A 23,564-nucleotide genomic window follows, 5' to 3' on the forward strand; every position below is an offset into this window, starting at 1 on the left:
ATTGACAAGGTTGTTTTTCAAAAACATAAAAAAGTTATCCTACTTAAAGGATAACTTTTTTGTTTAAATCATTATTCTGCAGTTTTTTCATCTCGATGAACTACTTCTAATTTTCCTGTATGTGGGTCAATTACTAAACCATGAATTTCAACCTCTTTTGGAACAAGTGGGTGGTTTTTAATAATTGAAACACTGTGGTTAACACTGTCGTAAACATTCGTAAAACCAGTTAACCATTTGTCTAAATCTAGACCTGAAAAACCTAAAATTTCTAGGTTTTCTTCTTTAATTCCTCGTTCAACCATTTTTTCTTTCATACGTGTAGGATTTGTATTACCCATTCCACACTCATGGTGACCGATTACTAATACTTCTTTAGCCCCAAGTTCATAGATTGAAACTAGAATACTTCTCATAACTGAACCAAACGGATGAGCAATAACTGCACCAGCCGTTTTAATCATTTTCACGTCACCGTTTCTAATATCAAGAGCCTTTGGTAAAAGCTCAACTAGGCGTGTATCCATACAAGTAACAACTACTACCTCTTTATTCGGAAACTTTGAAGCTATGTATTGCTCATATTCCTTATTCTCAACAAACTTCTTATTAAAATCTAAAATTTGATCTAACATAAAATTCCCCGTTGCCATTTCTTTATAGGTATGTATAAATTAATGTTTGCTTCCCTGTTCTCAGTGTCCGATTTTGCCTAAGCTACTCTCGTTTAGTCTAACACTCCGAGGGCGTAAATTCGGATACAACGAATCCTACATAGCTGAATTATCGTTTATATAAATAGTCTCAACTTTTTTGATTGGCTTGGTTTTCGTCTGTTATTTAGCCTACTCACTATCATGGTTCTACCCAATGCAGAAGTCACTTACGCAACCCCCTAGATTCACAGTAGGTATAATAATTATATCATGAATTTATCTTTTAATAGCAAACAATTAGGCAACGTCCCTCCCTTCTTGTTATAAAATATAATAGATTTATACAAATTGTTTTAAATGTAGCTTAATTCCAATCAAGAATTAAGAACCTTTTTCCTATACTTATATTGAAGGAAAAGCTCAAAATATACAACCATTTTGCACTCATTTATAGTATTATTCTAAAATTATGTTTTCATTTATACCGTTTAATTTTTATTTTTTGTATGGTAAAAATACTGTCAGGCAATTAACAAATTGAAAAGCTTTATGTTTAAAATCCTATTAAATACTCTCAATTTTTTTTATTTTTAAAGCTTATATTGTACACTAGACTTAGTCTTTAATAAGGAGGGAATTAAAATGAAGTTTGAACATTCTATTGCATTACATAATGGAGTTAAAATGCCTCAATTAGGTTTAGGTGTGTGGCGTGTGTCACCAGAAGATGGTGTAGATGCAGTCCGAACAGCTATCGAAGTAGGTTATCGTCATATTGATACTGCAGCTGTTTATCAAAACGAAGAGCAAGTAGGTGAAGCAATTCGCCAATCTGGTGTATCCCGTGATGAACTTTTTATTACAACAAAAGTTTGGAATGCTGATCAAGGTTATGATTCAACTTTAAAAGCTCATGAAGAAAGTTTAAAAAAATTAGGCTTAGACTATGTTGATCTTTATTTAATTCACTGGCCAGTAAAAGAAAAATATTTGGATACATATAAAGCATTAGAAAGACTTTACGATGAAAAGCTTGTGCCAGCAATTGGTGTATCAAATTTTCATGTCCATCACTTAGAAGATATTGCAGCTCATCGCAATATTAAACCAATGGTCGATCAAGTCGAGTTGCACCCAATGTTTCAACAAAACGAATTACATGAATATTGTCATAAAAACGGCATTGCATTAGAAGCATGGAGCCCATTAATGCAAGGTGGCGAAGCTTTAACAAATCCAGTTATAAAAGAGATTGCGGATCAATATGGTAAATCAACCGCTCAAGTCATCATCCGTTGGCACTTACAACGCAATGTAATCGTTATTCCTAAATCAATCACACCTTCACGAATTCAAGAAAACTTTGATGTATTCAACTTCGAGCTTTCATCAAATGATATGCAACAAATTGCTACACTTGATGCAAATAAACGTGTAGGTCCAGACCCTGATAATTTTGATTTTTAAGAAGCTTGATTAAGTATATAGGGATTCAGATGATATTTTTAAAAACGGCTACCTCTTTGAAAGGTAGCCATTTCCAATATTTAAATTCCAAGTTGTGCTTTTATTGTATCTATTGTTTGCGTTTTGTATTTCTTTTTCGGAATAGGTGCATTTTGGTTTGAAGGATTTTGTTTTAAGTAATTTTTTTCTACAAATTGGAAATCTGTTGTGTTTACAATTCCATCATTATTAATATCTGCACTTCGTTTATTTGTTCCCCAATATGTTTGAATATATAGCGCGTCATACACATCGATTACGTCATCTCCGTTAACGTCTCCCGCAGTTGCTTTATCGCTAAAATATTGTAATGTCTGTCCCCAAATCGTACCATTCTTATCTAATCCGATTGGGATTTCACGCTTCACAGTAAAATGACCTGGTACTTTTAGTTCCCATATAAACGGTTTAGTCGTTAATGGTAGATTAGAAATTTTGTAATCTCCATAACTTACAAGAGATGATGAGCCATCATATACTTTACCATTCTCATCAATTACTCGAACAGTCGCTCCAGAAGTAGACCAATTCCAATTTCGATTGTATATTGAGGCTTCGGCACTCAATGTTCCAAATACTTCAGAAAATGTTGGTTGAATTAACCATTCCATTCCTGCAGAAGAAAGGGTAATACGAGTACCTTGATCATTCGTATAAGCAATTGTTGGATTTAAAGGTGCACTTACCGCAAATGTTGTATTTTTCACCTTTAAATTAAGATTAATTGCAGGAATTTTTCCACTAACAATTTTAGTTTCATCTAAAGTAAGCTTTACTTTTGAATTATTACCAGTTGTTTCAACATTTACTGTCGCACCAAAATCCTTAAGTGCGTCGTTTGCCTTCGCTTCTAAAATCTCAAAGTTTTGTCCAATATTATTAAGCGTCCATTCTGCTGATTTTAGATTTTGAACATTGTTTAATACAAATGTAGCATTAACTGTATCACCCATTTTTACATTTACATTATCTGTCTTCACATATCCGTAAGGTGTACCCGATTTAACAAAGTAGTAATTTTTCTTTTGCGTCGTGTTATTTGCCGCATCTAGACCATTCAAAGTATAAGTCAAAAGTGAGCTCGCTTCATTCATTGGTACAGTTAAATCAATTTTTCCATCTGCTCTCACTGGAAGAACAGGGTTGAAGTTACCATTTACTGAATAATTCACTTTATTAACTGATAGGTCTACGTTCATACCAAATTCATTCATTTTAGCAACTTCATCATCGGTTACTTTGACTTGAACCGGAATTGTTTTCTGACCAGGCTGATATTCCATAACAGGTGATTCATTTCCATCAAAAGATGTAGACATTGTTGGAATATTATTATCAATATATAAGTCACTGTAGTTAATAAATTCTTTATCTCTTGCACTTGTACCAATAAATTTAATTCGATATGGCCCAGGTTTTACATAACTTAGTGTAGGCGAAATAGGCTGAATTAAATTTCCAGTATAAGCGTGGTAAGTACCATTAAAGAAAGCACTTAATAAATAATTTGTACTATCGTATGATGAACTTAAATCTACTGTACCGATAACTCCTAAATCATTTCCAGTTTTACCATCTTGTAAAACAATGTCCATTCGTTTCATTGGTGCTTTCAAATTATAAATCAGATCAATATATTGAGTAACACTATAGCTTCGTTTTACATGTAAAAATGGAGGTGACATTGACTTTGAAGATAGTGTTGTTGATTTAAATCCCTCCTCTGTTGTTCGAACACTAAATGGAATTCGATATTGTTCATTTTCATCTTCTGTATTTGTCACAATAATATAACCTTCATAAATACCAGCTTTAGCACTCGCTGGCACAGTAATAGAAACGGGAATTTTCTTTGAATCAGAAGGTTGAACTTTAATTTCTGAAGGAATATTTACAATCACATTGTTTTCGCTAGCATTTAGCGAACCTCTTACATCTGTTTGAAAATTAACATCTACATTAAACTTCTTCATTTTATTTTCTAAATTTGTAAAGCTTAATTTCTTTTCGACTAAAACTTCCTCATTTGCATAGTGACTACCAAAGCTAAGCCCACCTGTTTGTTCTTTTACTTTTACATTCTCACCATTTAATGGGAAAGTTGTTTCATCTTGAACTTGTATTTTCATACCAGTGTGAACAGCCCGATATGGATCTACGCGGCCTGCTCCCACATCAAACACACTATAGCTATCTGTTAAAGGTTTAGCCGTATTCATTAAAATCGTTTTTATATCACCTGGTTCAAGCGATGGATTTGCTTGAAGTAATAAAGCAGAAATTCCAGTAACATGAGGTGCTGCCATTGACGTACCTGACATACGAAAATAAGCGTACTTATAATTAGTTTGGTCGTTCTTATAAATCGAGTAAGAAGGTACACTAGATAGCACACTTACACCAGGAGCTGTAATTTCTGGTTTTATATCGTAATTGCTTCGAGAAGGTCCTCGTGAACTGAAGCTAGCAAGTTTGTCTGCATCAGTATTAACTTCTTTAAAATCTTTAAAAGTCATTTTAGTTTGACCTGCTGCTAATTGCGCTTTAAAATCTAAGCCTTGTTCATAGCTCATAGAAAAAGCAGGTATAAAATTTTGGTCTTCCTTTACGAATTGTGTTGGACCTCCATTTGGAATATTACTATAAGCGATGATTGCACGAGCTCCGTGATTTTTTGCATATACAGTTTTAGACTGTGTGCCAATTACACCTGTACTTACAAATACTACTTTTCCAGTTACATCTTTATTTAAATAATCAGAGTCATTTCCAACCCCTAAATCAACTACATCAAAAGTTTCATTATTAAATACCTTTAAATCTGAAACAAAGTCATTATATAGTGTACTTAATTGATAAGCTGTTTCTAATCCGTTAAGAATACCTGTATATTTAGTTACTGGAATAGGTGCACTACTTGCCCCTACCGTTAATGCAAGTGCAGCCGCTCCCGGAGAACCTAGAGTATAAGAGTTCGGCCCACTATTTCCCGCTGAAACTGATGCCGTTACACCATTCAGCACAGCATTATTTACCGCTGTGCTTGTTGGATACATTGGATCATTAATGTTTGCTCCAAGAGATAAATTAATAACATCCATTCCATCTTCAACTGCTTTTTCAATACCAGCTAAAATATCTTCTAATTGCCCAGATCCATATGGTCCTAATACACGATAAACGTATAAGTCTGCATCAGGTGCAATTCCTTTAACTGCTACACCGCCAGTGTTTTTTGCTCTACCCGCAATCGTTCCTGAAACATGCGTACCATGATTCGTATAGTAAGTTGAAAGATTTTGATCAGTCTCAGGGCGGCCTGATTTTTTCCAATCGTCATATGTAGTTTCCATCGGATCTGGATCATTATCTACTAAATCATATCCGCCTTTAAATGCATCTTTCAAATCTGGATGATGATAATCGACTCCTGTATCAATTACCCCGACTTTAACACCTTTCCCTGTAATACCTTCTTCATGCAACTTATCTACCTCTAAAAATGGAATGCTCTCAATTCTTTTAGTAGATTCTTGTTCCTCATTAGAATTCGTTTCTTCTGGTGGATCAATTGAAAATTCAACACTCTTATATACGGCCTGAACTGAATCAGATTTTAATAGTTTTTCAACTTCATTCGCTGGTAGTTTCATAGAAACCCCATTGTAAACAGTATCAAATGAACGAGTAATTTTATATTGATCCCCGCCGCTTTTCTCCTTAGAAGTTGGTAAGATTTTCATTAAATCTTCTTCAAAGGCAGTATGATCATGTTTAACCCTACTCTTCGCCTCAGAGGAAGTTAAAGATTTCCCTTCTAATGCAGATTCAAGAATAGCAACCTTTTCAGGCTTGGATTTGAATTCGACAATAACAGATATATCAGAACTACTCTTTAAGTCATTTTTATCAAATCCTTGTAATCCATAGCTCTCAATCGATTTTAGCTTCGTTAAAGCATCCCTTTGTTCTTGGGTCAACGAGGCTAATATTTGTTCAGATGATTTGCCATGTATAGCTGTTGCAGATACATAGTCTTTTTGACTTGTTGGTAATAACATTCCCAAAAATATGGCTGCTGCTGCAGAGCCTTTTAACACTCTACTAAACTTTTCAATTTTTAATTTTTCCACCTAATCCCTCTTTTCAAATGAATAACGATTGTTCTCGTCCTTACTAAAACTACATTTACTAAGTAATGGCATACCAAAATATTGATTTACCTTACTCTGACTCATTAAATTTAATTATAAATTTTTCTAATATTTGGTCAATTGGGACATTTTTATCTATATTTTTCAAGGTTTCCGTCGTTTTCGAGTTATTTTCGACAAATTTCCACCAAATAATTGTGCTAATTTATTAAAGTTCTGGATTTTATAAAAAATTACAAAAAAAAAAACGATCCTAACAGTTTTCACACTAGCCTTTAGGTTCGTCTTTTAGATTTCAAATATTCTATTTAGATAATCAAATAAATTTCGATCCGTTCCTTCCCTCCACCTATATTGTTTCGTTTTAGCTTTATTCCTTTAATTTCCCCTGTTCGCTTAATATGTGTCCCACCGCACGAAACTTTACCAAAACCTTTGATTTCCCAATATCTTCTTTGATTTTTCGGGTCATCAAACTCACTATTTATTTCCAAATCTGCATCTATAAGTTCCTTTGCTTTTGTCTCTAAAAGTGGAAATGTTTCAGAGATTTTTCCATCCCAATAAAAATCAATTCTAGCTTTATCACTAGTAATATTTGCACCAATTTTTTCAGGATTATTATAGTTTTGATACATTAGCTCCAAGATGATTTCTGCAGCAAAATGTAGCTTCATAATTCGATAACGTTTCTCCCAATCGATTTCAATTAATACTTCTTGTCCTTTTTGAAGGTCATGATTTTCTGGTAAAGTGTAGATAATATCTAATCCGTCCTTCTTAGCTTCAATCACCTCATAATTACCAATTCGCCCAGAGTCTGATTGTTGCCCTCCCGAAAAAGCATAAATAATGGTTTCGTTTAAAGTAACATTCCTGCCATCTACTTCCGTAACAATTGCAGTGGCTTTTGTAAGATAAGGATCTTCCCAAAATAGTTTTTTTACTCCCATTGCTTTACTCCTTATTCGTTTTTGATTTTTGTTTCCGTTAGTTGATTTCCCTTTTATAGTTAGTAAAAAAAGGAACAATTTCTATAAATTGTCCCTCTTCTAAATTAATCCATATAACTTACTTTGTTACAGCTTCACTACCTTTTACTAATTCAATACGTACTTTTTTCAGCCCATCTTTTTCATCAACATATGTACTTAAACTCCAATTTGCTGCAAGAGTATATTTAATTAGATTAATTGCTTCTTCAGATAAATAAATTCCTTGAATTGCAGTTCCCATATCTTCATAATCTTTTTCAACTTCAATGCCAAATTTATATCTTAATAAAGTCATTAATGAGCCTTTTGTTAAAAATTTGATTTGATAGCCATCATTAATAATTTTATTAAAATTCTCTTCATCGTTTTTGTACAGTTTTATTAATGTTTCCCAGTCAGGAAAACCATTACCATATTGATTTAAAAACTCGAAATTCTCTTCTTTCACAGCATTTATTAACTGAATGTTCTCTACACCAGCACTACGTAGACTTTCAATCATAATTGCATTATTAATAGCAATACTAACAAAGCTCATCTTTGTTCCCTCCGAATTATAAGAATTTTCTTTTTATTCAACTTTATCATAAAATACGACACTAAACTATTAAATTGATGAGATTTACACCGAGATGATGAGAATAGGGAATGCTTTATTTATGATTAATATAGTTACAATATATTACTAAATACAAAAAAAACACAAGATCCTGTAACAGATCTTGTGTTTTTACTTCTTAATGGAGAATTTAGATACACCGTCTTATCTAAATTGTATTTAATGTGATAACAGCAGTTGTGCCTTCTCCATTTTCACTTGTAATTTGTAAATTTCCACCATAGTTTTCAATTAGGTCTTTTGCTATTGATAAGCCTAAACCATTACCGCCATTAGCTCGACTTCTCGCTTTATCAGCTCGATAAAATCGGTCAAATATATGATTGATATCTTCTTCTTTAATACCGATTCCGTTGTCTTTCACTTTGATTTCGATCTTGTTTGCAACTTGAGCTGTAGTTATATCGATAATAGTGTGTTCTTTACTGTATTTAACTGCATTATCAAATAAAATAATTAATATTTGCATTAAATGTTCTCTTGCAATATTTGCTTTATCGACAATTTGATTAGGAGTGTGGAAGTGAGTTTCCAAATCTTCATGTAACAGCTGATAATTGTTTATGATCTCATTTAATACTTCATTAATATTTGTTGGAGCATACTGTTCGATCTTTTCACTATTTTTCTCTAGCTTCGTTAACTGTAAAAGCTCATTCGTTAAAATAATCATTCTGTTTGTTTCATTAATACATGTATTTAACGAGTTTTCTAAAACAGTTTCGTCTTTTTTCCCCCAGCGATTAACTAGTGATAAGTGACCATGAATGATTGCTAATGGTGTTCTTAATTCATGAGAAGCATCTTCAACAAATCGCTTTTGTCTTGTAATCGAAGCCTCTAACTCATCCATCATTTTGTTAAAGAGTAGACCGAGTTCAGATAGCTCATCTTTTGTTTCTCCTACAAAAACTCGCTCTTTTAATTGATTATTTTTTATTTTAATCATTGTTTGATTTAAATTTTTAATAGGATTTAATATTTTTTTAGATAAGAAATAACCGCTTAAAATACTTAAAATTAACGAAATGGTTGTTCCCAGAATGAGAATCATGAAAGATTCTTTAATTAATTTCGAAAAGATTTCTACATTCATTGCAACTTCTAATACACCGTCAAAATTCTTATAATGTAACACTTTACTATTAATTAAAATTTCTTGATTGTGTAGCCTATATTTTTGGATTTTACCGAAGTCGTTTTTATTAATATGAATTTTAGGCATTGTTCTTGAAACTGTAAATATTTCTTTTCCATCTTTATCGATTAATCGAATCATCTCATTATTTTGTATAATTTTTTCAAAATATGATTTGTTTTCTGCAAAAGACGCTGCATTAGGTCGTTTCGTTTTATATTCTTCATCTAAATAAGCTGACGTATCATATAATCTCTTTTCAATACGATGTTGCTGCTGATTCATGACTGACATTTGAATCAAAGCACTTTGAATAAGATTACATAATGTAAATATGACAAACATAAGCACAGCGATTGTAATTGTTATTTTCCATCTAATCGAAAGCTTATTTAACAAGGTAAGATCCACCTCTACATCCTCATTACATACCCAGTACCCCTTACAGTGTGAATATAGGTATTATTTTTATCATCTAGTTTTGTTCTTAAGTAGCTAATATAAACATCCACTACGTTTGTTTCAATTGTAGATCCATAGCCCCATACTGTTTCTAATAAAATTTCTCTAGTTAATACACGATTTACATTGCTCATTAGTAGATACAATAAATCGAATTCTTTTTTAGTTAAATCGATGATTGCTTCATCTTTTTTAACAACTCGAGCTGCAGAATCTAGAGATAAATCTTTGAACTTTAAGCAATGTAAATTTGTTGAACGATCGATACGTCTAAAGATTGCTCGCATATGAGCTAAAAGTTCCTCAATAACAAATGGTTTTGAAATATAATCATCTGCACCACTATCTAAACCAGAAATTCGATCAAAAACACTATCTCTAGCTGTAATCATAATAATTGGTGTGTCTTTATGCGCTCTAATTCGTCTACAAACTTCAATACCACTTAAATTAGGAAGCATTAAATCAAGCAAGATTAAGTCAAATTCTTGGTCGATCGCTTGGTTTAAACCGTCTCTACCATCATTTGAAATATGAACTTCATTTCCTTCATACTCTAATTCTAATCGTATAAAATTTGCTAATTCTTTCTCATCTTCTATAATTAATATTTTTTTCATATATTTTATCCCTCATTTTTTTTATAATAACATCTATAAAAATATTATTTGTATTGTATAAGGATATCTGTTTAAGATGAAAATGGCTTTACGAATATTTTAAAATTCAATTAGAGTTTTATTAGAAATTTTTAATACTTTAACTTAATAACCTTGATATTACTACCTATTGTGTACATTTTCTAATAAATTCACTTAAAAACGATTAAAATTTATTTAAGAATATATTTAAAGCTTGCCATAAGATTAGGTAAAATCTTTTTTATTACCACTTAATTTATGTAATTTTTTAAAGTTAATTTCTTTAAATATCAAAAAAACTTTAGCATTTGCTAAAGTCATTTTCATACTAAAAAAATAATTTGTCAATGAAGGAAGTCACACTACAGTGATCATCATTGATTTTAAAATCAATTTTCCTAATCTTCCTTCCTTATTTATAATTAGGAAACTGAATCGGAATATTTATTATATGTTCTGGTTGGCCGTCTTTTGCACTTGCTACATATAAAGTAAGTACCCCATTTGGACTAGTTGGTTGATTATAATTAATTACTAATTTAAAGTTCCCCCATTCTGGAGCACCCATATCAGCCATTGTATGACCTTCCGCTAATACATTATGACCATCTTCTATTCGATAAAGAAATGTTGCTTCAAAAACACTAGCTTTCCCTTCAACAATTAACACATTTTTACCTGTTGAGTCATTTACGACTGAAGTGACTTTAAATGCATCGTTTTCAACTGGTGTAAATACTTTAACTGGTGGCTTAGTTTCATCCTTTTTAGGTGGATTATTAGTTCCCTTATCTGGTGTATTTCCTTTATCAACTTGTGATGAATGATCATCTTTTTTGCCATTACCGTAGTCACTTGACTGACAACTTGTTAAACAGAATATGCTTAAAATTATAAGTCCAATAAATAAAAGTCTTTTCATTCTATTAATCACCCCTAAATTAATTTATTGCTGCAGATTAAATATTGTTCTGAATCAAATTATTTATTTTTAGCAAAAGATGAAATGCATTTTTACCGAGGTGGACTTCTAAGAATAGGAATGAATTTTTTAACACATTAAAAGAACGTACTAGCAAGTTGTATTACTATTGGTAAAGTTAGACTGCTTAATATAGTTGAGGTAATGACAGTTTGTGCTGCAAAACTTGCATGCGGACCTTTGAATGATAGTAATGCACTATTTCTTGAACTTGGGAAGGCACTACCTATAAAAAGGGCTTTTGCAACCACACCTTCAAAACCGAAAATTTTTATAAGGGCAAATGCAATGATCGGACCACCAATCAATCTTAAGAAGTTACTAATCGCTAAATTGTTCCAGCTAATTTCTTTCCCCGATTCAGCTAATTGAGCTCCAAGTGTAATTAACGCAAATGGGGCGAATGATTCAGTAATAGGATTTAAAATGGTAACCAATTCATGATTTAATTTCACATGAGATATTTGAAGGATAAAGCCAAGTAATACACTATATATGATTGGTAGCTTTAACATTTTCATAATTGCTTCTTTCATTTGAACTGAAGCCTCTGCATTATATACCCCAACAGTAAATGTCATTATATTTTGAAATAAAACGATTAAAACTCCAATACTCAATGCAAAAGGATCATTTTTAAAAACTAACGCATTTACTGGCAATCCAAGATTTCCTGAATTATTTAATGCGATGCTATTAGCAAATGTACCTTGCATAGATTTTTCAATTCCTCTCCATCTACATATTAATGTTGAAATTAGAGACATGAAGACAAATTGAATAACCAAGTAAAATAAAACAACACCTGCAACTTTACCAGATAGAGGACTTTCATATATTTTCATAAATACTGCAACTGGAAGAAATAAATAAACTAAGAGGGTTGTTAAAGTACGTAAGTGAAGTTTAAAAAGGCGATTAAATAAATAACCTAATAAAACATAAAAAAATAGAGGTAGCATAACTTCTAGTAGTAATTTTATTACCATTTCTTTTCCTTCTTTCAGATGATCAACCGCTTTTTATTTTATCTACATATCTCGGTTAAAAATTTTTTCCTTTTGTTTCTGAAACTCAACTTCTGTGATTACTCCGTCATTTTTTAATTTATTTAATTTACGAAGTTTCACTTCAAAGTCCTCTTTCTCTCTTGTAAAATACTTTTCAACATTTACTCCATAATTGGATATACCACGATCACCAAAAACGTTGTATCCATTGATTATCGTAATCATTAGCGCAATTCCGATCCATAACAATCCGAACAAACCAGCTTTTGGTATTACAATTGTAAAACCGAGGACAATAAAAATAATACCAATCATTAAACCAAAAAATGACTGCCCTTTACTTGGTTTAACTCGAATCTTTCTCAAATTTCCACCTCTTTTCATTTTAAAGTTAATTTACTGAATGAAATAGAAGCTTTGACCTTAAAATTTGATAAAATATTATTTTGCTTTCGAAATAACTATATTCGACAAATTATGTTTAAATACCTATTGCAAAAATAAAAAACCACCTATTTAGGTGGATTTTAAAATTTTTTTATCACCTTATTTAAAATGATTTAGCAACATTTTTTCAATCTAATATCAACGAGTTATTTTGAATATTTTTCTTTCCATTCACTTAAATACAAAACCTCATTTGTTTTTATTGCTTCTCCATCAAGTAGCGAAATAAACTCTAAACTATTTCCATCAGGATCTTGGAAATAAACACTTGCTGCTGGCATCCAAGTATGTACTACAGGTTCAATTGGATTTAATCCAAAAAAGTTTTCAGTTGGTTTTATCCCTCTCGCTTTAAGCCATTCAACACTATTCTCTAGTTCATGAAGACTTACGCCAAAAGCGAAGTGGCCCTTGTGAAATTCCTTACCTATCTCTACCTCCCAAAGTCCGAGCATTTGTTTGTCCTCACCAATAAAAAAGAAAGCTACTCTTCTTTCTTCAATTTTATGAGCAAGCTTAATACCTAGTTTTTCGTAAAATATAATGGATTCTTCTAAATTTCTCACTTCCAAATGAGTTTCATATATACTTTTAATCATCGCTTTTTCCCCTCTCATCAGATTAAAGCAATTTTGTAAGTCCTTTATATTTTAGCACTATGCTCTTTAGTTTTAAAAAATTCTGAATTTTAATCTCCTCGAGAACATCTCCAAGATGCTATGATTTAATTAACTTTAATTCAAAATGTAAGGAGGTTTGTACGTGATCTTACAAAAAAATAAGCTTACTATTCGTCAATTAGAAGAAAGTGATGTTCCCCTTCTAGCAAAATGGCTTTCGAATCCTAAAGTCCTTCAATATTATGAAGGTCGAGATAATCCGTTCAACTCTGAAAAAGTTAAAAGTATTTTTTTTACTAAAGATCCCTCTATTCTTATGTGTATCGTAGTTTATGAAAATATTGAGATAGGCTATATACAATTTTATAAATTAGACGATGAATCAAAAATTGAATATGGATATGATAATACAAGTGAAGTTATTTGCGGAATGGATCAATTTATTGGTGAAATTGATTACTGGAATCGTGGGATTGGAAGTTTACTTGTCTCATCAATGGTGAATTTCTTAGTAAATAATCAAAACGCAAAAAAAGTAGTAGTAGATCCACAAACATGGAATGTACGTGCGATTAAATGCTATGAAAAATGTGGATTTAAAAAAATTCGATTACTTCCGAAACATGAGTTACATGAAGGCGAATATAGAGATTGTTATGTGATGGAATATGATTCAAACTGTTGACAAACGCTCGCTTTCTTCTTTGCTTCGCCTGTTGAGCGGTGCTCATTACCGTCAAAGGTAACTCCGCTCCTCACCAAGCTTCGCGCCTCGAAAGACAAGCGTTTGCAATCAGTCTGAAAATCAAGTTTAATGTACTTTGTCTACAGACTGTGGCTGCCTAATTATGATTAGACAGCCTTAATTTTATTTATTTAAATGATGCATACCCTTCGTCTGCCATTACTACACTACCGTTAATTGCACTTGCTTCTTCTAAAGAAAGTAAGTAAACTGTGCCAGCAATTTGCTCTGGTTGAGTTAATTTATTCCCCATTACTTTTGCTTTCATCATATCAATAATTCCTTTGTCTTTATATCCTTGGATGATTGGTGTATCAACTGCGCCAGGTGCAACCGCAACAACTCGTATGCCATATTCAGCTAATTCAAGAGCTGCTGATTTCGTCATCATAATTACGGCCCCCTTCGATTTTAAGTTATTGAACAAAAACTTGTTTTAAAGGTTGATCGGCTGGCCCTTCTAATACTTCACCATAAATTGAAAATCTTGAGCCATGGCAAGGACAATCCCATGATTTTTCACCATTATTCCACTCGACCTCACAACCTAAATGAGTACAAGTTGTATCTACACAATGAACTTTACCATTTACATCTTTATATGCTCCAACTCTTTTCCCATCTAGTGTTACAACTGAGCCCTCATCATTGTACAACTCTTCTATTTTTCTAGAAACAGGCTCTAATTTCCCTTCAATTAAATGTTTAGCTACATCTATGTTTTGCATTAAGAAATGCTTGATACTAGGATCTGCTTGAAATCTCGAAGGAGAGAATACATCAACATCAACTGCTTCTTTTTCTAAAATTAAATTACTAATTAACTGGGCAGAGACTGTTCCACTAGTCATACCCCATTTACGGAAACCAGTGGCTACGTAAATGTTTTGATGTTTTGATGATAGTCTACCAATATAAGGCATTTTATCTAAAGTGATTAAATCTTGGGTAGACCATCTGAATAATACATCTTCAATTCCAAAGGTTTCTTCCCCAAAAAGTTTTAAATTTTCATAAAAACTCATAGTACGAGTTTCTACACCAGTTTTATGACTTTCTCCACCAATTAGTACTAGTTCTTCATTATTATATTTAAATGATCTTAGAGATCTTTTTGGATTTTCCGCACTTATGTACATGCCTCCTGGATATGCTGTTTTTACTTTTGCAGCTAAGGCATATGAACGATCAGCATGTAATTTCGTAAAAAACATTTGATTACCATCGTAAAAAGGAAAATGGGATGCACTAACAACATGCTTACATTTAATTTTTCTTCCACTTTGAGTGACTACGACTGGACTGTTACCTGTTTCAACGTCAATAACTACAGTTTCTTCATAAACCTTTAATCCGTTTTCAATTGAAGCTTTTAATAAATGAATCAAGTATTTTAGTGGGTGAAACTGAGCTTGATCCCTTATTGTAATCGAATATTTTGTATCAATAGGTAATAATGTTTTTACTGCTCCAAATGAGTCGATTCCTAACTTTTCATAGGCTTTCAATTCATTTTCTAGATTTCTTACATAATCATCTGAAGTCGTATAAATTGTTGCATCTTGGGTCTCATAATTACATTCTATTTGGTTATCATTCGTATATTTTTTAATAAAATCCATTGCATTTTTAGTAGAATGATAAAAGATTTTTGTCTTTTCTAATCCAAAATGTTGAATTAACTCATCGTAAATTAAATCATGCTGCGCCGTTATTTTTGCAGTCGTGTGGCCGGTTGTGCCATTAATTATTTTATTCGCTTCAAGTAAAGCCACCTTCATACCCGCTTGTGTTAAAAAATATGCGGTTGAAATTCCTGTAATTCCGGCACCAACAATTACGGCATCAAACTCTTCGTCATCGTTAAACGGATTAAAAGTAGGAATATTTAGTCCACTTCTCCATATTGGCTTTGAGTGCTTCGGCAAGCCATTATAATCAATCTTTTCATTCATCTTTGAATACCTCCATTTATATTATGTGGTTATTATTACCAAATTGATGAATGTTCATTAATCTAACTTTTCAATACTACTAATTAGTAAATATTGTTAAAATGGAGATAATGATGAATGCTCATCTAACGAAGTAAAAAAATAGTTAATAATTAGTAAAGAGGGTAATTTACATGGCTTATAGAATTAAAGACACTTTAATTTCTGAAACTGATTTAAAAAATAGAGTAAAAGCACTTGCCAAACAAATTGAACATGACTTTAATAACGAACCACTAATCCTTGTAGTTGTTTTAAAAGGATCATTTGTATTTGCAGCTGATCTAGTACGTGAAATGAAAAGTAATATTAATGTAGACTTTATTTCTGTTTCCAGCTATAGTAATCAAACTGAATCAACTGGAAAAGTAAGATTGTTAAAAGATTTAGATGAGAATATCACAGATAAAAACGTGGTGGTAATTGAAGATATCATTGATAGTGGTCTAACATTGCACTTTTTACGTGACCATCTTCAAATGCATAAGCCAAAATCGATTAAGATTTGTACTTTATTAGATAAACCTGAAAGAAGAAAAATCGATCTACCAGTTGATTATGTAGGTTTTGTCATTCCAGATGAGTTTATCGTTGGCTATGGAATTGATTATGCACAGCAATTTCGAAATCTACCGTATATCGCAACTGTAGAAGAATATTAATTTAATCAAAAACATGCCGTTTGATTTTTTATCAAACGGCTTTTTTTATTTCTTGTTAACTTTTTTATTAATTAAGTCGATTAATAAGTTTCGATCCTCCGGAAAACTAAGCTCTAATTTAAGAATTTCATCTGCTGATTTCCAAGCAATTTCATATATTAATTGATCAGGGTCTTGGATTTTAGCATAGCCACCAATAATTCTAACCTCAAAATAATATACTTCTACTTGAAAACCATACGAGATCCCTTCTTTTATAAATAATTGCTTAATTATTTCGACTTCATATCCTGTTTCTTCGAGTATCTCTCTTTTACAGCACTCATCAATCGATTCATTTTTTTTCTAAACCACCTGATGGAACTGCCCAAAGTTTTTTTTCATCAGGTTTGCCTTGAAGAACCATTAAAATCTGCCCTTTACTATTAATACAAATACCAGCTGCCCCAATCCATTTCTCCATGAAAAGCCACCTCTTTTAGTTACTTTATATAACTTATCTATTCGATCATTTAATGTTTTATCCGGCCTGAAAATGATTGATCTAACAATATCGCCCTTTTGATATTTATATAATTTCTTGGGAAAAATAACTCAAAATTAGTAAACGGGGTGAATTTATGAATCGCAAATTACTACTCATTTTCTTGATGGTTGTTTGTTTAATTTTTCCGAACTATAGTTACGCGGAAACTACTGCTAACCCACTAAAAATTGCATTTATTCGCGATGGATTTGTTTGGATAAAAATAAATAATAAAGAGGAAAAAATAACAAAAGCAAAAGGGGTTTATACGAATCAACCCGAGTGGTCATTTGATGGAAATTATTTAATGTACCAAAAAGAAATACCTACTGGTCCTACAGCATCATATCCTACTCGCTCAGAAATATGGATTTATAATATGAAAACAAAAAAAGAACAAAGAGTCATTTCCGATGGTGAGAATCCAAAATGGTCCCCTACTAAAAATATTTTTGCATTTCTAGATAGTGGTGTGTTGAACGTTTCTGATTTTAAAAATTTTTACAATATTGCACTAGGTGTGGATGATTATAATTGGATTCCAAACGGTAAAGGCTTTATAGCTTCATCAGCCGCAGCACTAAATCCGGACGGGTGGACAAATCCAGTTTTATATAAAATCACATTACCAAAAGATTTAAAAAATATTACTAGCGTAACAAGTACTGTAAAACAATTTTTTGTTGTTCCTAAAACCTTAACAAAAGGCAATACTTCCATTCCGTCCATAAATGCGTCAACATTTCAATTTTCGCCCGATCAAAAATGGATTTCTTTTATAGTTAACCCAACAGCATCTTGGTCTATGGATAGCGACATGCTTTGTATCATTTCTTCAGATGGAAAGGTTTTTGAAGTTCAAGATGAAATTATTTTACATTTAGATAATCCAAAATGGGCTCAAACTAAAAATATATTAGGATATATTGCTGGTGGTGGCAGATTAGTTTTCGGATACAAAAATAAAAAGATGAATATTACTGAAATGCCAGCATTTACATCAACAAATTTAACACCGCCACATTATGCTGAATTAGGATTTACATGGTGTGATGATACATCGATTGTTGTTTCAAGAGTAAAAGAAAGTGAGTGGTCAAATGATGAAAAGAAACGACCAAAACCCTCATTAAATGTGATTAATCTTTCTACTCATAAACAATTAAAAATAACTAATCCACCAACTGGAAAGGGAGATTATACCCCAGTCTACTCTAAGTCTACCAATAAAATAACGTGGACTAGAAAAGGCGAATTAGATGTTGTCGGTAATGTATGGATCGCCAATTTGGATGGTAGTAAACCTAAAATTTTATTAAAAAATGTTAGTTCATACGCTATTTTTGAGCAATAAATGGATAAGGATGAATTTAGTTTCATCCTTTTTCGATTTCAAGACCATTAACGAAGCAATCATTTCGTAATACTGGTACTACTTTAAAATGGTTTAATTGGCTACAGTGCGTAACATCATCTTCAAATCCCTTCATTCTCAGCTCTCTTCCACTTCCACATTCCCAAATCAATTCTTTAATTTTATGTTTCGAGTGAAGAAACGCACCAATACAAACTTCCGCTTCTGGTGATTTTGTTCCATCTAACTCTGCTAAAATTGCTCCTGCTCCTAGATAATCTTCAATAGAAGGTCGCAGTGCATCCTCATTTTCCTGTAAATCATTCCAAACCTCACCGCACGGAATGACTGTTATATTAACATTTTTTTCTTTTTTTAGACGATTAGCCAAACTTGCAGCCGAAGACGCATTAAGTAAAGAACCAATCAATAACGCTGGCACCTTTGAAGCGATCCATGAACAAAATGCCCCATTTAGAGAACTTAAAACAAATTTATTATTGGCATGACGTTCATTAAATGAGACCGGCGAAAGTGTTGCCTTCCCTAAATCTGCCGCTTCATTTCTTCCTAAAATATACTCCGCTCCAATCTTTTTAGCATAAGCTTTCCCATCTAAATTTGGTGGATATGGATAAACGATTGCGTTTTGAAATACTGCTGAAACAACGGTCGATGAAAAACTAAGAACATCAACAATAATCGTAATATCCCCGCGTTCCGCTGCTTCCCTAGCTCCCCTTTTTCCCCACTCTACACGGCATTCATAATTAGATTGATCGAACATGTTCTCATCCCTTTTATTAATCTTTTAGAAATGTCATACATTGAAAAAGCAATACTCTCTTTAAAAGTATTGCTCAGTGTGTAGAAAAGTTTTAAAAATTGATTTTCAGCCTGATTGCAAGCGCTTGTCTTGAAGCCTGCTAAGGACCCTATACGGTAATGAGCACCGCAAATAGGCGCAGTAACGAAGAAAGCGAGGCTTTAGAGGGCAGTCTGAAACGTCTAATGATATGTAACTTCTGTATACCCTAAACTATTTTTAGTTGTCTTCATCGGCTTATTAGGATAATAGAACACTAAATCTTTATAATTCATCTTATATTTACTTGTTTTAAAGTACTTGTTCAGATACACCGTTCTCATTTTTTCACCATCTACATAGATTGCTTTTCCTTTTGGGCGATCCTTATCAAATCCATAAATTAGTTGATCATTTAAAAAATGCATTCCCTTTCCATCTCCGGCATACAAATGCTCTGCACCTGAAATAGAAGCAAAATTCATATTTAAAAACGATGATGTTTTAAATATATATATACTATGCGGTATATCAGTAATACAAAGAATGTATGAACTATTCGGGATCTTAACCAATTTATAATCCACTTTTTTTAATTCTGGTAAATCCTTATGAATAGCGAAACTAACTGCTTTTTCTTTTGAATTAAAATTTATTGATATGTAAGTAACTATGCTCACTAATGCTACAAAAATTAGCACATATGTAATAACCTTTTTACTCATGATATAACTTCCTTATTAGATATTTATTTTATTCAGGAAAAGAGCATACACCTAAACGACATAGCTAAGTCCTCCTTTTTTACTCCTTACTTGTTATTCAACACTTGTAAACTATTTCCTTTTATATTTCATGCTAAAAATAAAGGGATTTTACTATAATTAGTCAACTATTTATATATATTGAAACTAGACATTGGAGGGGAAATCTTTGATAAAGATTGTTAAAGTAAAAAAAGAAGAGGAATCAAAATTACAGAATTTAATGCAATTTTATATTTATGAATTTACTAAATATCTTCCTGAAATTAAGCTAGGGGAAAACGGCTCTTACCATAAGTTTAATTTGGAAAAATGCTGGCAGGATCTAGATTATCACGCTTTTTTTGTGTTGTATAAAGAAGAATTAATCGGATTCGCTATAATTGAGGCGTCATTAGAATCAACTTCAAATTGTATAGAAGAGTTTTTTATTATTGAAAAATATAAAGGGCATGGTTTTGGTAAGAAAGTTGTAATTGAACTTTTCAATCTGTTTCCTGGAAAATGGAGTATCTCACAAATTGAAAAAAATGAACCTGCCAAGGCTTTTTGGAGAAATGTAATTAATTATTATACAAAAGGGAACTTTACTGAAAGAATTGATGAGAATAAAAAGACAATTCAAGAGTTTGATACGTATGAAATTATAGAAAATTAATTTAAATTAAAGCCACCGTATAGGTGGCTTTAACGCTTTTGAAAAACAATCTTGTTAATTATTCACCAAATTTTCGTAAAAGGTGTATAGTGATGTTGATTTCCATTACAGGATGCTCGCTTTCCATGGGGCGAGAGCCTTCCCGCTTATCCCATAGGAGTCGAGCATCCCTCCATTCCAATCAACTTATTCATCAAAAAAAGTTTACACTAAAAACCTAATTTAATATCCTTTACTTAGAGTAGCATAAAAGCTTGTTAATCAGTTTGTATTTCAATTAAGATTGAACATAACTTATTATAATAATCATTTGAACTTGTTTTTCAAAAAATTAGCTCTTATATAATTTAAACTTCACAGAATAAAACAATTACTAAAGTTTGCTGATATTAAAAAACTGCTCAAACATATTTAATTTAAAATCAATAATAAATCATCAAAAAATTATTTAATCAATAAGGTTCATTTAATATACGTTTGACCATTTTATTTTTCAACAATCTTAAAACCACCCTAAAGGTGGCTTTGTTTTGTAATATAAATAGATTTAATTTGCTTTGAAATTATAAAGTGGTTTAATGACTTTAATAACTTCGATTGCATCCTTAGTATTTTCAATGATTTCTTTCATTTCCTTATAAGCCATTGGACTTTCGTCAAGTGTACTCTCTAAAACTGAAGTACTCCAAACATCCTTCATTGTTTCTTTAAACTCATCAAGTGAAAGAGTTGCCTTTGCTTTTGAACGACTAAGTATTCGACCTGCACCATGAGGAGCCGAATAGTTCCAATCTGGGTTACCTTTGCCGATTGCAATTAAACTTCCATCTCGCATGTTGATCGGAATCAATACTTTCTCACCTTTTTGAGCGGAAATCGCTCCTTTACGAAGAATCATATTTTCGATATCAATATAATTATGGACAGTCGTAAATTGTTCAACAACTGTTAAATCCATATTCTTTACGATTTCATCCATCATTGCCTTCCGGTTCCATAAAGCATATTCTTGGGCAATTGCCATATCATGCATATATCGATCAAACCAAACTCCTTCTAAATAAGCTAAATCCTTTGGAATATATTGCGACGGAAGGCTTTTTAGAACAGTCTCAATTTCTTTTTCACGGCCTTCATCCCTTAATTGCTGAATGACTTTTGAACGATTTTCTGACTGGCTCTTTAATAATTCGTACGCCTTTTTCTGATAAAATTCCGCTACAACTTTACCTAAATTTCGGCTTCCAGAGTGAATAACAAAATAAATATTTCCGTCTTCGTCAGCATTGCACTCAATAAAATGATTTCCGCCACCAAGTGAACCTAAGCTTAGCTTTGTTCTAGTTTCATTTAATTCTTTAAAGCAGTGCAGCTTTGAAAAATCAATTTTCTTCACAAACTCATGTTTATTATTTCGAATTGAAAACCCTGATGGAACATGTTTACGAATGACTGCATCTAATTTTTGAAAATCGATTTCTTTTTGTGAAACTCTTATTGTTTCCATTCCGCAACCTATATCGTACTTTAACCTCTAATTTCTTAGAGAGTGGACTATACCTTCTCTACAATCATCGGAGTATGCAGCTCCTTATGTAGGCCCGCCGTGTTAATTATTCTATCCGACATTAGGCAGTAGAATAATTCTGCACAATCGTCTGCTAACAACGTGCAAGTCTCTGAACCATTTGACTATGTCACCATAGCCTCTGGCTGCTGATTGCCCTCGACTATATTTTACGTTAGGGTTTCCAGCAATTGAGCGAGTTTTTTAACGTTGGAGCCGTTTTAGTTAACCCCAACAAGATTTGGAACAATTTTATCTTGAATCGTCATTGTCGTTCCAATTGTACATCCCTTACCTGCATGTGTATCAGGCATAATTCTAATTTTAGAGCTTTTCACGAACTCTTGATTACATAGTTCAATAATTTGCCCAATTGCTCCTTGTTCCACATTATCTGTAAATATTTTTGCTTCATTAAATGAGCCTTTAACAGTAAGCATCATGTTCTCCTTCAAGTTAGTTTATTTTAAGGTCTAACTTTATTAAACTATTTCAAAACGTTTGATAATAGTTCTAGATTTTGATTAATTTTATTAGCTACAATGATTTGACGATCACTTTAGATTTTCTAAATTTAATGAATACGAAAGAAATTCTTTATCAACTAAATAGCCATTTTTTTCATACAATGCTTGTGCCGATTTATTATCAATCGCAGTTTGTAAATCTAATGCTTTTGCTTTCGATTCGATTGCAAATTTCTTTGCTGCATTTAACAACAATTGAGCTACCCCTTTTTGCCTTGCCGTTTCAGTTACATATAAGTCATTTAATATCCATAACTTTTTCATTGATACGGAAGAAAATGAAGGATATAACTGAGTAAATCCCATAGATTGATTTTCTTCTTTCACAAGAAAAATAACAGAATCTTTGCTATTGATTCGTTCTGTTATAAAATCAATCGCCCCGTTTAAATTACTTTCTTGTTTATAAAACATTCTGTACTGATCAAATAAATTTGCTACTTCTGTAATATGTTCTGATTTTGCGCGAACTACTTCCATCATGTCACCTCTTCTAACTATTAATTAATCTATTAGTTAGTTCGGTACATTTCATTAATTTCCTCTAATCGTTACTAAGGTGATATACCCTACGAAAAATAGTAATTTTTAATTGTAAAGTTAATAATAAAAAAATGATCTATTAAATTTCCAAAATTTAGGTTTTCATATGAATTAACTTATAATAATATTGAAGATGAAAAACTAATTTAATTTTTTATATTATGTGAAAAAATTAACATTCTTACACTT

20 protein-coding genes and 3 pseudogenes are annotated in these 23,564 nt (G+C 31.9%); 5 read left to right on the forward strand and 18 right to left on the reverse strand.

Annotated features, from left to right (window positions below):
• Positions 1-71: 71 nt before the first annotated feature.
• Complete coding sequence (locus tag ABEY15_RS23380) at positions 72-635, reverse strand: beta-class carbonic anhydrase (RefSeq protein ID WP_098427824.1); 564 nt, start codon at positions 633-635, stop codon at positions 72-74.
• 663 nt (positions 636-1,298) lie between these two features.
• Here ABEY15_RS23380 and ABEY15_RS23385 point away from each other — a divergent pair.
• A complete protein-coding gene (locus tag ABEY15_RS23385) occupies positions 1,299-2,123 on the forward strand; it encodes an aldo/keto reductase (RefSeq protein ID WP_429892374.1) in 825 nt (274 codons plus the stop codon).
• Between the two features lie 80 nt (positions 2,124-2,203).
• Here ABEY15_RS23385 and ABEY15_RS23390 read toward each other — a convergent pair whose 3' ends face one another.
• From ABEY15_RS23390 to ABEY15_RS23430, 9 genes are all read right to left on the reverse strand, one after another.
• A complete protein-coding gene (locus tag ABEY15_RS23390) occupies positions 2,204-6,295 on the reverse strand; it encodes a S8 family serine peptidase (protein WP_429892375.1) in 4,092 nt (1,363 codons plus the stop codon).
• Positions 6,296-6,624: 329 nt separating this feature from the next.
• Positions 6,625-7,269, reverse strand: coding sequence for a hypothetical protein (locus tag ABEY15_RS23395; RefSeq protein WP_429892376.1), 645 nt, complete (start codon positions 7,267-7,269; stop codon positions 6,625-6,627).
• A 118-nt stretch (positions 7,270-7,387) separates the two neighbouring features.
• Positions 7,388-7,849, reverse strand: coding sequence for a hypothetical protein (locus ABEY15_RS23400; protein ID WP_429892377.1), 462 nt, complete (start codon positions 7,847-7,849; stop codon positions 7,388-7,390).
• Between the two features lie 229 nt (positions 7,850-8,078).
• Positions 8,079-9,467, reverse strand: coding sequence for a HAMP domain-containing sensor histidine kinase (locus ABEY15_RS23405; RefSeq protein WP_429892378.1), 1,389 nt, complete (start codon positions 9,465-9,467; stop codon positions 8,079-8,081).
• Positions 9,468-9,481: 14 nt separating this feature from the next.
• The gene (locus ABEY15_RS23410) at positions 9,482-10,150 is read right to left on the reverse strand and encodes a response regulator transcription factor (protein WP_248266815.1); all 669 of its coding nucleotides are present in this window, start codon (positions 10,148-10,150) and stop codon (positions 9,482-9,484) included.
• Between the two features lie 433 nt (positions 10,151-10,583).
• Positions 10,584-11,093 (reverse strand): Gmad2 immunoglobulin-like domain-containing protein, encoded by a 510-nt coding sequence (locus tag ABEY15_RS23415; RefSeq protein ID WP_429892379.1) that lies wholly within the window; start codon positions 11,091-11,093, stop codon positions 10,584-10,586.
• A gap of 137 nt (positions 11,094-11,230) precedes the next feature.
• Entirely contained in the window at positions 11,231-12,142 is a 912-nt protein-coding gene (locus ABEY15_RS23420) for an AEC family transporter (protein ID WP_429892380.1), read from the reverse strand.
• 42 nt (positions 12,143-12,184) lie between these two features.
• Positions 12,185-12,529, reverse strand: a complete 345-nt coding sequence (locus ABEY15_RS23425; RefSeq protein WP_429892381.1) for an SHOCT domain-containing protein — start codon at positions 12,527-12,529, stop codon at positions 12,185-12,187.
• 227 nt (positions 12,530-12,756) lie between these two features.
• Complete coding sequence (locus tag ABEY15_RS23430; RefSeq protein ID WP_429892382.1) at positions 12,757-13,209, reverse strand: VOC family protein; 453 nt, start codon at positions 13,207-13,209, stop codon at positions 12,757-12,759.
• Positions 13,210-13,372: 163 nt separating this feature from the next.
• On the opposite strand from ABEY15_RS23430, the gene ABEY15_RS23435 reads away from it, so the two are divergent.
• Complete coding sequence (locus ABEY15_RS23435) at positions 13,373-13,915, forward strand: GNAT family N-acetyltransferase (RefSeq protein ID WP_429892383.1); 543 nt, start codon at positions 13,373-13,375, stop codon at positions 13,913-13,915.
• A 187-nt stretch (positions 13,916-14,102) separates the two neighbouring features.
• Here ABEY15_RS23435 and ABEY15_RS23440 read toward each other — a convergent pair.
• Both ABEY15_RS23440 and ABEY15_RS23445 read right to left on the reverse strand, forming a co-directional pair.
• Positions 14,103-14,384 (reverse strand): annotated as a pseudogene (locus tag ABEY15_RS23440) (SDR family NAD(P)-dependent oxidoreductase); the annotation flags it as partial.
• Positions 14,385-14,391: 7 nt separating this feature from the next.
• Positions 14,392-15,930 (reverse strand): FAD-dependent oxidoreductase, encoded by a 1,539-nt coding sequence (locus ABEY15_RS23445; RefSeq protein ID WP_429892384.1) that lies wholly within the window; start codon positions 15,928-15,930, stop codon positions 14,392-14,394.
• Positions 15,931-16,103: 173 nt separating this feature from the next.
• Between ABEY15_RS23445 and hpt the strand changes: the two genes are divergently transcribed.
• Positions 16,104-16,631 carry a hypoxanthine phosphoribosyltransferase gene (gene hpt / locus ABEY15_RS23450; RefSeq protein ID WP_429892385.1) on the forward strand — a complete coding sequence of 176 codons (528 nt, stop codon included), beginning with the start codon at positions 16,104-16,106 and terminating at the stop codon, positions 16,629-16,631.
• 45 nt (positions 16,632-16,676) lie between these two features.
• Here hpt and ABEY15_RS23455 read toward each other — a convergent pair.
• Positions 16,677-17,094: pseudogene (locus ABEY15_RS23455) on the reverse strand (NUDIX hydrolase).
• Between the two features lie 157 nt (positions 17,095-17,251).
• Between ABEY15_RS23455 and ABEY15_RS23460 the strand changes: the two are divergent.
• Positions 17,252-18,511 carry a TolB family protein gene (locus ABEY15_RS23460; protein ID WP_429892386.1) on the forward strand — a complete coding sequence of 420 codons (1,260 nt, stop codon included), beginning with the start codon at positions 17,252-17,254 and terminating at the stop codon, positions 18,509-18,511.
• Between the two features lie 22 nt (positions 18,512-18,533).
• Here the strand turns inward: ABEY15_RS23460 and ABEY15_RS23465 are convergent, their stop codons facing one another.
• The gene (locus ABEY15_RS23465) at positions 18,534-19,298 is read right to left on the reverse strand and encodes a 2-phosphosulfolactate phosphatase (RefSeq protein ID WP_429892387.1); all 765 of its coding nucleotides are present in this window, start codon (positions 19,296-19,298) and stop codon (positions 18,534-18,536) included.
• Between the two features lie 221 nt (positions 19,299-19,519).
• Entirely contained in the window at positions 19,520-20,041 is a 522-nt protein-coding gene (locus ABEY15_RS23470; RefSeq protein WP_429892388.1) for a hypothetical protein, read from the reverse strand.
• A gap of 208 nt (positions 20,042-20,249) precedes the next feature.
• Between ABEY15_RS23470 and ABEY15_RS23475 the strand changes: the two genes are divergently transcribed.
• Entirely contained in the window at positions 20,250-20,738 is a 489-nt protein-coding gene (locus ABEY15_RS23475; protein ID WP_429892389.1) for a GNAT family N-acetyltransferase, read from the forward strand.
• 547 nt (positions 20,739-21,285) lie between these two features.
• Here ABEY15_RS23475 and ABEY15_RS23480 read toward each other — a convergent pair.
• From ABEY15_RS23480 to ABEY15_RS23490, 3 genes and pseudogenes are all read right to left on the reverse strand, one after another.
• Complete coding sequence (locus ABEY15_RS23480; RefSeq protein ID WP_429892390.1) at positions 21,286-22,245, reverse strand: RtcB family protein; 960 nt, start codon at positions 22,243-22,245, stop codon at positions 21,286-21,288.
• Positions 22,246-22,529: 284 nt separating this feature from the next.
• A pseudogene (locus ABEY15_RS23485) lies at positions 22,530-22,745 on the reverse strand (RtcB family protein); the annotation flags it as partial.
• Between the two features lie 114 nt (positions 22,746-22,859).
• On the reverse strand, positions 22,860-23,312 hold the full coding sequence (locus tag ABEY15_RS23490) for a GNAT family N-acetyltransferase (protein WP_429892391.1): 453 nt from the start codon (positions 23,310-23,312) through the stop codon (positions 22,860-22,862).
• Positions 23,313-23,564: the final 252 nt, after the last annotated feature.

Origin of the sequence: Gottfriedia acidiceleris, from assembly GCF_050457485.1 — a bacterium.
GTDB classification, from domain to species: Bacteria; Bacillota; Bacilli; order Bacillales; family Bacillaceae_G; genus Gottfriedia; species Gottfriedia acidiceleris_D.

What these genes read in the sequence shown, in the direction of transcription:
- ABEY15_RS23380 (WP_098427824.1), bottom strand. Translation starts at nt 635, where the DNA reads ATGTTAGATCAAATTTTAGATTTTAATAAGAAGTTTGTTGAGAATAAG.
- ABEY15_RS23385 (WP_429892374.1), top strand. Translation starts at nt 1,299, where the DNA reads ATGAAGTTTGAACATTCTATTGCATTACATAATGGAGTTAAAATGCCT.
- ABEY15_RS23395 (WP_429892376.1), bottom strand. Translation starts at nt 7,269, where the DNA reads ATGGGAGTAAAAAAACTATTTTGGGAAGATCCTTATCTTACAAAAGCC.
- ABEY15_RS23400 (WP_429892377.1), bottom strand. Translation starts at nt 7,849, where the DNA reads ATGAGCTTTGTTAGTATTGCTATTAATAATGCAATTATGATTGAAAGT.
- ABEY15_RS23410 (WP_248266815.1), bottom strand. Translation starts at nt 10,150, where the DNA reads ATGAAAAAAATATTAATTATAGAAGATGAGAAAGAATTAGCAAATTTT.
- ABEY15_RS23415 (WP_429892379.1), bottom strand. Translation starts at nt 11,093, where the DNA reads ATGAAAAGACTTTTATTTATTGGACTTATAATTTTAAGCATATTCTGT.
- ABEY15_RS23420 (WP_429892380.1), bottom strand. Translation starts at nt 12,142, where the DNA reads ATGGTAATAAAATTACTACTAGAAGTTATGCTACCTCTATTTTTTTAT.
- ABEY15_RS23430 (WP_429892382.1), bottom strand. Translation starts at nt 13,209, where the DNA reads ATGATTAAAAGTATATATGAAACTCATTTGGAAGTGAGAAATTTAGAA.
- ABEY15_RS23445 (WP_429892384.1), bottom strand. Translation starts at nt 15,930, where the DNA reads ATGAATGAAAAGATTGATTATAATGGCTTGCCGAAGCACTCAAAGCCA.
- hpt (WP_429892385.1), top strand. Translation starts at nt 16,104, where the DNA reads ATGGCTTATAGAATTAAAGACACTTTAATTTCTGAAACTGATTTAAAA.
- ABEY15_RS23460 (WP_429892386.1), top strand. Translation starts at nt 17,252, where the DNA reads ATGAATCGCAAATTACTACTCATTTTCTTGATGGTTGTTTGTTTAATT.
- ABEY15_RS23465 (WP_429892387.1), bottom strand. Translation starts at nt 19,298, where the DNA reads ATGTTCGATCAATCTAATTATGAATGCCGTGTAGAGTGGGGAAAAAGG.
- ABEY15_RS23470 (WP_429892388.1), bottom strand. Translation starts at nt 20,041, where the DNA reads ATGAGTAAAAAGGTTATTACATATGTGCTAATTTTTGTAGCATTAGTG.
- ABEY15_RS23480 (WP_429892390.1), bottom strand. Translation starts at nt 22,245, where the DNA reads ATGGAAACAATAAGAGTTTCACAAAAAGAAATCGATTTTCAAAAATTA.
- ABEY15_RS23490 (WP_429892391.1), bottom strand. Translation starts at nt 23,312, where the DNA reads ATGGAAGTAGTTCGCGCAAAATCAGAACATATTACAGAAGTAGCAAAT.